At 63.5% G+C, this 10540-nt stretch carries 9 protein-coding genes; 5 read left to right on the forward strand and 4 right to left on the reverse strand.

Annotation, left to right across the window (positions count from 1 at the left end; all coding sequences use genetic code 11):
* Positions 1-26 precede the first annotated feature (26 nt).
* Both AC0L2F_RS03210 and AC0L2F_RS03215 read right to left on the reverse strand, forming a co-directional pair.
* Positions 27-2354: a TonB-dependent siderophore receptor gene (locus AC0L2F_RS03210; RefSeq protein WP_473247445.1), complete on the reverse strand. Its 2328-nt coding sequence runs from the start codon at positions 2352-2354 to the stop codon at positions 27-29.
* A gap of 205 nt (positions 2355-2559) precedes the next feature.
* Positions 2560-3444 (reverse strand): dihydrodipicolinate synthase family protein, encoded by an 885-nt coding sequence (locus AC0L2F_RS03215; protein WP_473247446.1) that lies wholly within the window; start codon positions 3442-3444, stop codon positions 2560-2562.
* Between the two features lie 179 nt (positions 3445-3623).
* Here AC0L2F_RS03215 and AC0L2F_RS03220 point away from each other — a divergent pair, with 179 nt between their 5' ends.
* The gene (locus tag AC0L2F_RS03220; protein WP_063994203.1) at positions 3624-5036 is read left to right on the forward strand and encodes an FAD-binding oxidoreductase; all 1413 of its coding nucleotides are present in this window, start codon (positions 3624-3626) and stop codon (positions 5034-5036) included.
* Between the two features lie 8 nt (positions 5037-5044).
* Entirely contained in the window at positions 5045-5710 is a 666-nt protein-coding gene (locus tag AC0L2F_RS03225) for a GntR family transcriptional regulator (protein ID WP_063994204.1), read from the forward strand.
* 6 nt (positions 5711-5716) lie between these two features.
* Here AC0L2F_RS03225 and AC0L2F_RS03230 read toward each other — a convergent pair whose 3' ends face one another.
* Complete coding sequence (locus AC0L2F_RS03230; RefSeq protein WP_007615599.1) at positions 5717-5881, reverse strand: hypothetical protein; 165 nt, start codon at positions 5879-5881, stop codon at positions 5717-5719.
* A gap of 267 nt (positions 5882-6148) precedes the next feature.
* Here AC0L2F_RS03230 and AC0L2F_RS03235 point away from each other — a divergent pair, with 267 nt between their 5' ends.
* Both AC0L2F_RS03235 and AC0L2F_RS03240 read left to right on the forward strand, forming a co-directional pair.
* The gene (locus AC0L2F_RS03235) at positions 6149-8170 is read left to right on the forward strand and encodes a YgiQ family radical SAM protein (RefSeq protein WP_473247447.1); all 2022 of its coding nucleotides are present in this window, start codon (positions 6149-6151) and stop codon (positions 8168-8170) included.
* A gap of 569 nt (positions 8171-8739) precedes the next feature.
* A complete protein-coding gene (locus AC0L2F_RS03240; protein ID WP_007615602.1) occupies positions 8740-9018 on the forward strand; it encodes a hypothetical protein in 279 nt (92 codons plus the stop codon).
* 111 nt (positions 9019-9129) lie between these two features.
* On the opposite strand, the gene AC0L2F_RS03245 is transcribed toward AC0L2F_RS03240, so the two are convergent.
* The gene (locus AC0L2F_RS03245; protein ID WP_007615603.1) at positions 9130-9648 is read right to left on the reverse strand and encodes a P-loop nucleotide/nucleoside kinase family protein; all 519 of its coding nucleotides are present in this window, start codon (positions 9646-9648) and stop codon (positions 9130-9132) included.
* A gap of 365 nt (positions 9649-10013) precedes the next feature.
* Between AC0L2F_RS03245 and AC0L2F_RS03250 the strand changes: the two genes are divergently transcribed.
* The coding region (locus AC0L2F_RS03250) for an outer membrane protein (RefSeq protein ID WP_473247448.1) at positions 10014-10540 on the forward strand (527 nt) is incomplete at its 3' end.

Here is a 10540-nt window from a genome sequence, read left to right on the forward strand (position 1 = left end):
AGATTCCTCGCGCCACACCGTCATCGCTAGAACTTCACCGTCGCCGACAGGGATACCCTGCGCGCGTCGCCGATCGCGACGTTTAAAGCGTTTCCGGTGGTGGACGTATAGTAGACCTTGTCAAACAGGTTCTTGACGTTGAATTGATAGATCACCGGCAGATTGTCGATCTTGGTGTCGTAGGTCGCAAAGATGTCCGCGACGGTATAGGCCGGCAGGAAGAACGTGTTGAGGGAGTCGCCCGGCCGGTCGCCGACATAGTGCGCGCCGCCGCCGAGCCGCAGACGTCCGGGCAGTGCATCGCCGAAATCGTACACGAGATAGAGTGAAGCCGTGTTCATGGCGGCGTTCAGCAGCTTGGCGTTGCCGACAACGGGATCGTTGATCAGGCGTGCGTCGGTATAGCCGTAACTTCCAATCAGGCTCCATTGATCAGTCAGTTTGCCGGTCACGTCCAATTCGACGCCGCGTGACTTGGCCGCGCCGGAGGCGCGCGCCGCCGACTTGCCACCGCCGGTGTCATCCAGCACCAGGACATTCTTCTTCTGGATGTCGTACACGGCCAGGGTGCCCGACAGCCGCTTGTTGACATCGAACTTCAGACCGGTCTCCCATTGCGTTCCTTCTTCGGGCGCGATGGTGGAGTCGACGACAAAGCCGGTGGTGAACGCTGCGACGACCGATGTCGGCTTCAACGACTGGGTATAGCTCACGTAGTAGGAGAGCTGATCGTTCAGCTTGAAGATGACGCCGCCGAGTGGCAGCACCTTGTCACCCGCCAAATTGGTGTTCGTGATGAAGTTCGGCCGGCCTTTTCCCGCGAGCTGTTCGTATTCCATCCAACGTACACCCCCGACCACCGACAGCCAGTTGGTCAGATGGAAGGTGTCCTGAGCGAAGAAGCCGCGGGTGCCGAGCTTGTCGGTCTGTTCGCTGTCCGTTGCCGAAACAGCCGTGCCCGGCGAGATCAGTCCGTAGACCGGGTTGTAGAAATTGAAGTTGGCGGTCGCCTGGCGGATCAGGTCGCGGCGATCGATGGTGCGATACAGCGCTTCGCCGCCGAACAGGATCTCGTTGCGGAAGCCGCCCACCCAGACATCACCCTGGAGATAGGAGGTGCCGTAACTGGCGTTGCTTAGCGAGTTCTGGGTGCCATCGTTACTGCGTTTCTCGACGCCGGTTTTAGCGTCGACGCTGGTGATGCGGAGCTGGTTGGCACTATAGGTCTCGGTGTTGTAGCTGTAGGCCGCCGTGACCTTCCAATTGTCGTCGAGCTTCTGCTCGACCGAGGCCTGCACCAGGTCCGAGGTGCCCCACATGTTGTTGAAGGGCTCGTCGAGCCGGCGCGTCTTCGGGATCGCCAGCGGAGCACCCTTGACGAAGGCAGTGCCGCGGTCGAACGGAGTGATGAACTCGCGGTGCTCATAGGTGAGCTGGATCGTCGTGCTGTCGCCGTACCAGGCCAGCGACGGGTTCACGAGCATTTCCCTGTGGCGGCCGAAATTTCGCCAATAGTCCTCGCTGACGCCGTAACCCACGAAGCGATAGGCAAGGCCCTGGTCGCCGATCGGCCCGGTGATGTCGAGCGTGCCGTCGGCGCCGTTGCGATTGTTCGCGAATGTCGAGCCGAGCAGCGTGATCGAGCCGTGCTGGTAGAGCTCCGGGCGCTTGCTGATGGTGTTGACGATGCCACCGGGATCCATGATGCCGTAGAGCAGCGAAGCAGGCCCCTTCAGCACCTCGACGCTTTCGACCGCGGCGTTCAGGCTGCGGCCCTGCACCAGCGGCATGCCGTTGCGCATGATCGAGCCGTCGCGGTTGTCGCCGAAGCCGCGGCGGATGACGGCGTCCTGAGTGCCGGCGAGTGTGTTGGTCTGGGTGATGCCGCTGATGTTGACCAGTGCATCGTCGATATTGCGCGGAAGCTGGTCCTTCAACACCTGCTCGGGCACCACGTTGACAGACTGCGAGGTGTCGAGCGGCGAGGCGCCGCTGCGCAGCGTCGTCGCGCTCGGCATCGCGCGGTAGCCGAGCTTTGCGGCTTGTTGCGCAGCGGCGTCGGCCGCGGCGCGTTCCGACAAGGTCGGAGCTGCGGGCGCGGTAGCATTGCGGCTGCGCGGACGCGCGGCCGCTTGCGTCCGACGTTGAGACGTTTCCGATGCGCGCGCCGCTTTCGGCCGCGGTGCCGGCGCCTCCACCGTCACCGGCGGCAGTGCGGATTGGGCTTGCGCTGTCGCCGAGCTGGAGAGACATTCGGCGAGCAGCACGGCCGCTCCGATGAGAAGACCCGGGCGGCTGTCGCCGGCAGGCGTTCGACGACCGCTGACGCGCTGGCCGTCCAGATAGACACGCACTTTCGATTCACTTCCAAGTCAGACGCAGAAGCTGGCGCGTCTAACAGCCGCTGTACGTGAAGAGAACCGGAAGCGGACTTGAATCGCTCTAGTGTTGAATGGTTCTAGATTCCGATCGCGCTATTCGGCAATCCTCGATTGATTGCGCAGCGAGTGCGACACGCAGCGCGCGAATTCGCGGCTACGCGTCGCGGTTTGCGCGATCTCACGCGATGGCCGGAGCCGTCAGCTCGTCGAGCTTGCGCTTGAGCGCGGTGCCGTCGGACAAGGCTCGGAGCGGCGGCCGCACGCGCAGCCAGCTCGCATCGCCCGTCTGTGCCGCAAGGATGGCTTTCAGCGTCGTGAGGAAGGATGGTGATTTCACCACGATGTCCACGGCAGCCTGCATGCGTGCTTCGACATCCTTGCCGTCGATCATTGCCTTGACCAGCTCCGGCGCGATGTTGGCCATGCCGCAGATGGTGCCGGCACCGCCGGCGGCGATCGCGCGGGTGATGTCAACCTCGTTGCCGACGGTGATGGCGAGCTCGGGAGCGGCGGCGCGGAACGCCTGGAACTGCTTGAAGTCGCCGCTGGAGTCTTTCAGGCCTGCAACGACCTTGCCGTAGCGCTTGCGCAAATTCGCGGCGACGCCGGTCGGGATCGCAACACCCGAGATCTGCGGGATATGATAGAGGTAGGCACGCAGGCGATCGTCGACGACGCAGTCGAGGATCGCCGCAAAGGCATCCTCGATGCCTTCAGCGGTGACGCTGCGGTCGAAGTAAGGTGGCAGATACAGCACGTGACGGAGGCCGAGGCCGAGCACGGCACGCGTCAGTGCGACGCTGTCGCTGATGGCGGGAAAGCCGCCGCCGATTCCGATTCGGTCCGGCGCGACGCCGGCCTTGAGCACGGCCTCGATGGTCGCGACGCGTTCGGTGACATTGAACGAGGTGCCCTCGCCGGTTGTGCCGAACAGCACGATACCGTCGACGCCCTTGCCGAAGAGTTGCTTGGCGTGGGCGGCGAGCTTGGCGGAGTCCACGCTGCCGTCCGTCGCCAGCGGCGTCGCCGACGCCACCCAGAACCCGCGAATTGCCTCCGTCATCACACCATCCGTTGCTGTGGCTTCGGACCAGGCCTCTGATCTCGGACGATCGAACCAGAGCTTGGCAAGCCTTGTTTTTGCTTTACTTTCTGCCTTGTACCTTACATACAACAAAGGCGCAAACCCTTTCCATCGTCATAGCGCGCATGACACGCAGCCAGATTCCGAGGAGGTCTCGCATGGACATGGTGACCCCCGTCGAGCGGCCCACCCAGTTGCTTGGCGCTTTGCGCGACAGGCTCGGCGCGGCTGCCGTGCTTGTCGGCGCCGAGGTGCCCGCACGCAATTGCAACGACTGGAGCGCGAGCCTGCCGCAGACGCCGCTCGCGGTGATCCGCCCGGTCGACGCGCAAGGCGTTGCGGATGCGATCGCGACTTGCCGGCAGGCACATCTGCCGTTCGTGCCGCAGGGCGGATTGACCGGGCTGTGCCGCGGCGCATCGCCTGAAGCAGGCTGGGTCGCGATCTCGCTCGAGCGCATGAGCGGCATCGAGGAGATCGATCACGCCTCGATGACGATGACGGTGAAAGCAGGCACGCCGCTTCAGACGATCCAGCAGGCCGCCGACGAAGCCGGCTTCTTCTTTCCGCTCGATCTCGGCTCGCGCGGCTCCTGCGCGATCGGCGGCAATCTCTCGACCAATGCCGGCGGCAACCGCGTGATCCGCTACGGCATGACGCGCGAGCTGGTGCTCGGGCTCGAAGTCGTGCTGCCCGACGGCACCATCATCACCAGCCTCAACAAGCTGATGAAGAACAATGCCGGCTATGATCTGAAGCATCTGTTCATCGGCTCGGAAGGCACGCTCGGCATCATCACCCGCGTGGTGCTGCGGCTGTTTCCAAAGCCGCGCTCGACCATGGCCGCGCTCTGCGCGCTCCAGGACTATGCCGCGGTGATCGCGCTGCTCGGCGCCGCGCGAAGCGGGCTCGGCCCATTGCTGTCGGCATTCGAGGTGATGTGGCCGGATTACTGGGACGTGATCACGACTCGCGCCGGCGTCAAACCGCCGGTCGCCGCAGGCCACGGCCTCTACGTGCTGGTCGAAGCGCAGGGCACCGACGAGAGCCTCGACGCGCCGCGCTTCCAAAGCTGGCTCGAAGAGCTGATGGAGCGCGGGCTGCTCGCCGACGCCGCGGTGGCGCAATCGCTGGCGCAGACGCAAAGCTTCTGGCGCGTGCGCGACATCTGCGCCGAGTTCGGCCAGGTGCTCGGGCCGCACATCTCCTACGACATCGGCCTCGCCGTGGCGCGGATGGACGAGTTCGTCACACGCTGCAAGGCGGCGCTGGCGGATGGCATCGAGGGCTGCGAGAGCGTCTATTACGGCCATATCGGCGACGGCAATCTGCATCTCGTCTCCTGGGTGACCGGCCTTGCCGTCGAGCAGCAGCCGAAGGAGGAGATGGACGCGATCATCTACGGCCTCGTGCGCGGGATGGGCGGCAGCGTCTCCGCCGAGCACGGCATCGGCACGCTGAAGAAGAAGTGGCTGGGTCATGCCCGCAGCGAGGCCGAGATCGCGCTGATGCGGACGCTGAAGGCCGCGCTCGATCCCGATCATCTGCTCAATCCTGGCAAGGTGATCTGAGAGAGCCGATGCGATCGCTCAAGCTCGATGCACCGAAATCTCTGTCGCAGCGGGTGATGCAGCGGCTGCGCCAGGCCATCATCGACGGCGAGTTCGCGCTCGGCGCCGCCATCTCCGAGGAGATGGTGGCAAACTCCTTCGGCGTCAGCCGCACCCCGGTGCGCGAGGCGATGGGCCAGCTGCAGGCGCAGGGCCTCGTCGTGATCCGGCCGCAGGTCGGCAGTTTTGTCTTTACGCCAAGCGCCGAAGACATCACCGCGCTCTGCATGTTCAGGATCGCGCTGGAGCCCAAGGCCGCCGAGCTCGCCTTTCACCATGATCGCGCCGGTGCGACCACGACGATGAGCGAGGCGATCGCGGCGATGGAGCCGGCGATCGCAGCCAGGGACAATATCGCCTACGGGCGCGCCGATGCCGCCTTTCACGAGGCGCTGTTCGCCCATTGCGGCAACCGCTATCTCGCCGAATCCTATCAACTCGCATCCAGCCGCGTCGCTGCACTCCGCACCAATTTGACTTCGCCGATCGACGTGCGCACGCGCACGTCCTTCGACGAGCATCGCAAGCTGCTCGATCTGTTCGCCCGCGGCGAGTTCGCCGCCTTCGCGACGCTGATGACCACGCATGTCACCAATTCGGGCGTGGTCTACGCCAGAGCGCTGCAGGTCGATTGAGCGCTGCTACCGCGCGCCTTTCGTGCCGGGCCTGTCCAGAAAATCCAGCGCGGTGTTGATCTGTTCGAGCTGGTATTCGATTTTGTCGCGGTCCTCGACCGTGGGCGCCTTCTCGAGCTGCTCAACGAGCTTCTGCTTTCGGAGCAGCAAGTTCTCTATGACTGTACTCACGGCTCCCCCCATCCGCCCGAGGCGAACATCGAGGCGATACTAGACCCCGGGCGCGAGCGCGCGCCAGCCGGGCCGGCGCAAACCCTGCATCAGAATGTTCGCGAGGGCAGTTGGTTCCTGCGCGTGATCCGGGAAGGTGTACACACCTGATCGCGGCACTCGCGAACGGTTAAAGCGGTCGCACGCCCTGGCTGCCGGCCACGGAACCGGATCTTTCACGTGCCCGTCGGTTGTATTCGCGGTCCCGGGGTCCTATGCGTAGGCGCCATGGACATCCAGATCATCGCCGCCGAAAAACCCCTGATGGCGCAGGCACGACCGCACAAGCCGGCGCCATTCCTCCCGATGAGCCGCGCCGAGATGGATGCGCTCGGCTGGGACGCCTGCGACATCGTGCTGGTGACGGGCGATGCCTATGTCGACCATCCCAGTTTCGGCATGGCCATCATCGGCCGCCTGCTGGAGGCGCAGGGTTTTCGCGTCGGCATCATCTCGCAGCCGGACTGGCATTCGGCCGAGCCGTTCAAGGCGCTGGGCAAGCCAAAGGTCTTCTTCGGCGTCACCGGCGGCAACATGGATTCGATGGTGAACCGCTACACCGCGGACCGCCGCCTGCGCCATGACGACGCCTATACCGCGGGCGGCGAAGGCGGCAAGCGGCCGGACCGCTGCACCGTGGTCTACGCGCAGCGTTGCCGCGAGGCGTTCAAGGGCGTCCCGGTTGTGCTCGGCGGGATCGAGGCATCGCTGCGCCGGATCGCGCATTACGATTACTGGTCCGACAAGGTGCGCCGCTCGGTGCTGGCCGACGCCAAGGCGGACCTGCTGCTCTACGGCAATGCCGAGCGCGCCGTCGTCGAAGTGGCGAACCGTCTGGCCGCCGGCGAGGCGCCGCGCGAGCTCGACGACATCAGGGGCGTCGCGCTGTTCCGCCGCGTGCCTGAGGACTACGTCGAGCTGCACGCCGACGATCTCGACTCCGCCGACGAGGGCGCATCGCGGACGAAAGGCTTGACCGTGATCCGGCTGCCCGCTTTGGAGCAGGTCGAGCAGGACAAGGAAGCCTATGCGCGCGCCTCACGCGTGCTGCACCGTGAGAGCAATCCCGGCAATGCGCGGCCGCTGGTGCAGCGCCACGGCGATCGCGATCTCTGGCTCAACCCGCCGCCGATCCCGCTGACCAGCGAGGAGATGGACGCGGTCTACGATCTTCCCTACGCGCGCGCCCCGCATCCGTCCTACGGTGACGCGAAGATCCCGGCGTGGGACATGATCAAATTCTCGGTGACGATCATGCGCGGCTGTTTCGGCGGCTGCACCTTCTGCTCGATCACCGAGCACGAGGGCCGTATCATCCAGAACCGCTCCGAGGGCTCGATCCTGCGCGAGATCGAGAAGATCCGCGACAAGACGCCCGGCTTCACCGGCGTGATCTCGGACATCGGCGGTCCCACCGCCAACATGTACCGGATGGCGTGCAAGGACCCGAAGGTCGAGGCCGCGTGCCGCCGGCCGTCCTGCGTGTTCCCCGAGATCTGCCCGAACCTCAACACCTCGCATGACGATCTGATCCGGCTCTATCGCAAGGTGCGCGAGACCAAGGGCATCAAGAAGGTGATGGTCGCCTCCGGCGTGCGCTACGACCTCGCGGTCGAGAGCCCCGAATACATCAAGGAGCTCGTCACCCATCACGTCGGCGGCTATCTGAAGATCGCGCCCGAACATACCGAGCGCGGGCCGCTCGACAAGATGATGAAGCCGGGCATCGGCGCCTACAACCAGTTCAAGCGAATGTTCGATGCCGCGGCCGAACAGGCCGGCAAGAAATATTACCTGATCCCGTATTTCATCGCGGCGCATCCGGGCACGACCGACGAGGACATGATGAACCTCGCGCTGTGGCTGAAGAAGAACCGCTATCGCGCAGACCAGGTGCAGACCTTCCTGCCCTCGCCGATGGCGACCGCGACCGCGATGTACCACACCGGCGTCAACCCGCTGCGCGGCGTGCGCCGAGGCGGCAGCGACAAGGTCGAGGCCATCAAGGGCCTGCGCCAGCGCCGCCTGCACAAGGCGTTCCTGCGCTACCACGACCCCGACAATTGGCCGGTGCTGCGTGAAGCCCTGAAAGAGATGGGCCGCGCCGATCTGATCGGCTCGCGCCCCGACCAGCTGGTTCCCGCGCACCAGCCACCCGGCACCGGCAAGGCCGCCGGCACGCGGCGGCCGGTTCGTCCAGACGGCAAGACGCAGCGGTTCACGACCAAGGGCCTGCGGGTGATGAAGTAGCGGACGAGCCGGACCAGGTCCGGTTCAACCTCGCACTGTCGTGCCCTCAAAACAAAAACCTCGAAAACAACCCCATGCACAGTAGCCGGCATCAGCGAGATCAATGACTTAGGCGCTTTGCGAATCCGCTGAATCCGGCGGGCGAGACAACGGAAAAACGAAAATTAGCTTTTGGCGAAATATTGACTCGTCGGGCAAAACAGGCGCAGGATGCCATTGTCGCGGCACGCGTGGCAGGGCGAGCCCCGACCGCTACTCCGTATCGATATCCTCGAGCGCCACACCGCGTCCCGCGGCGCCTCGAAGCAACCGTCCCCCGACTTGCAATCTATCAACACAGCAGGCAACGGTGCGCGCCTGATGCGCTGGGGAGCGTAGTCGTAATCCCCATCGCGGGGTAGGCGGTGTCCGCTTTGTCCGCGAAACCGGACATGGCCAGTCCGGCTTTGTGAGTCAGCTACGGGCCAATAGGCGAAGTGCTGGGCTGCGGTCGGGTGCGTTAAACTGATCCACTCAATTCGAGTATTCTCAATAGAGCCTTCTACAAAGCTTCATGAGAAAAACTGGGAATGTCCTGGATCATTGCGCTCGCTTCTTTCGGCTTTTATTGGTGGCTTACTAGGCTGGCGAGTGAACGGGCGGCAGAACTCGCAGCAGCTGGAATTGGGCGCTCTCCGTTGTATTGGGTGTCGAACGCGCTAGTTGCCGTCTTGTTGGCCCTGGTTCTGTACATTGCCCACATTCACAATCAATCGCCCGTTCCGGCTTTCCTATGGATTGCGGCCATTGCGATAATCGTGGCCTTGCTTTTCCTGCGCCGCACGTTGAAATGGCGCTATCCCGTATAGGAAGCTTTTTTTGCGGACGCGTCGGACTCCTCTGACGCAACAATGTCTGCAAGGGGTCACAATCGGTTCTCCGCCGGCTGCTCGAGGCAGGTCAGCTGGGCCAAGAGGAGACTAACCAGTCTGGGCGCGAACATACGTCTCTGCCTGTTCGAGCAGGTGATCGAGCGAGCTAACGGCCGTATCGAGCACCAGGTGTTCTCGATCCCACGGTTCATAGTCTCGGTTCACTACCTCAGCCCACGTTGGCAGCTTGAGGCCGCTGATGTCTGAGGTGCGCGTTTCCACTCGTTGTCGATGCAAGATCAGGTCGCTGCAAACCACTTCGATCTCAACGAGGCATGCCGACTTCTGAGCGGCGATCTGTCGCCATCCGACGCGGCTTGCCAGGACTGGATTAACGCAGTCTACGACAACGATACGACCAAGCTCGAGATTTTCAGCCGCGAGTGCGGTGGCTACCACATAGCCCATCGCGCCGACCGTATGACCTGCGGTCCGTAGCGTCTGCTCAACGGCATCGATACGAAGGTACGTGGCCGCGAGACGTCTGGTCAGTTCCCGAGAAAGCGTTGTCTTGCCCGTGCCGGGAAGGCCGCCAAAGACTATCAGCGCAGGTGCACGGCTTGTCATGCGACATCATCGGCCGACATTCGGAAGTCCGCAATGGTCACCGGCGGTCCTCCACCGGCTGCGTGCGGCAGGTCAGCTAGCGGAGAAGATGCGACATCCCGGGTCGATGAGCTTCCAGTATGAACGGCACAACAAGTTCTGGATCATGCCGGGGCCTTGGAATGCACAATGATGAGTCCTTCGCGATGGCGGAACCACGGAACTCGTAGCTCAGATGCCCGGTCACGGGTCAACACGGTTCCTCAACTAACAAATGACCAGAGCGTTCCTCAGGCAGATCGGCCACGTGTGTCTGGCGCGCTACAGCAAATTCGGTGAGTTGGGTTAGCGTTTGGCACACGTTCTTTAAACCTGAGAGACTCGAAATGAAAAAGTTCCTTCTCGCTACTGTCGCTTTCGCTGCCTTAGCGGGTACAGCATCTGCGGCTGATATGGCCGCGCGTCCTTACACCAAAGCCCCAGCGATGCAGCCTTCGCCGATTTACAACTGGACCGGCTTTTACATCGGCGGTCACGTCGGCGGCGCATTCGGCGGCAGCAACAACATTCTGGCGCCCGGCTTCACCGGCACCAGCAGCAACGATGGTGTGTTCATGGGCGGAGCGCAGGTCGGTTACGACCATCAGTTCTCGCCGAACTGGGTGCTGGGCATTGAAGCGAACTACAGCTTCCTCGACACCAATAGCAATCCCTTCGTCAATCGTGGGCTCGGTTCGGTCACCGGTCGCCTCGGCTACACCTGGGGTCCGGCGCTGCTGTACGTCAAAGGCGGTTATGCCTGGGCTGACTCCCGCCTTACGAACGGTTTCGGCGGTGGCACCTTCACCAACAACGGCGGTGGTCGCGACGGCTACACCGTGGGCGGTGGTCTCGAATACATGTTCGCCCAGAA

The sequence above is a fragment of the Bradyrhizobium sp. Ken64 genome (genome assembly GCF_055807555.1).

Excerpts from the sequence above, each read along its gene's own strand:
- AC0L2F_RS03225 (WP_063994204.1), top strand. The coding sequence starts at position 5,045 with ATGCGATCGCTCAAGCTCGATGCACCGAAATCTCTGTCGCAGCGGGTG.
- AC0L2F_RS03235 (WP_473247447.1), top strand. The coding sequence starts at position 6,149 with ATGGACATCCAGATCATCGCCGCCGAAAAACCCCTGATGGCGCAGGCA.
- AC0L2F_RS03240 (WP_007615602.1), top strand. The coding sequence starts at position 8,740 with ATGTCCTGGATCATTGCGCTCGCTTCTTTCGGCTTTTATTGGTGGCTT.
- AC0L2F_RS03215 (WP_473247446.1), bottom strand. The coding sequence starts at position 3,444 with ATGACGGAGGCAATTCGCGGGTTCTGGGTGGCGTCGGCGACGCCGCTG.
- AC0L2F_RS03220 (WP_063994203.1), top strand. The coding sequence starts at position 3,624 with ATGGACATGGTGACCCCCGTCGAGCGGCCCACCCAGTTGCTTGGCGCT.
- AC0L2F_RS03245 (WP_007615603.1), bottom strand. The coding sequence starts at position 9,648 with ATGACAAGCCGTGCACCTGCGCTGATAGTCTTTGGCGGCCTTCCCGGC.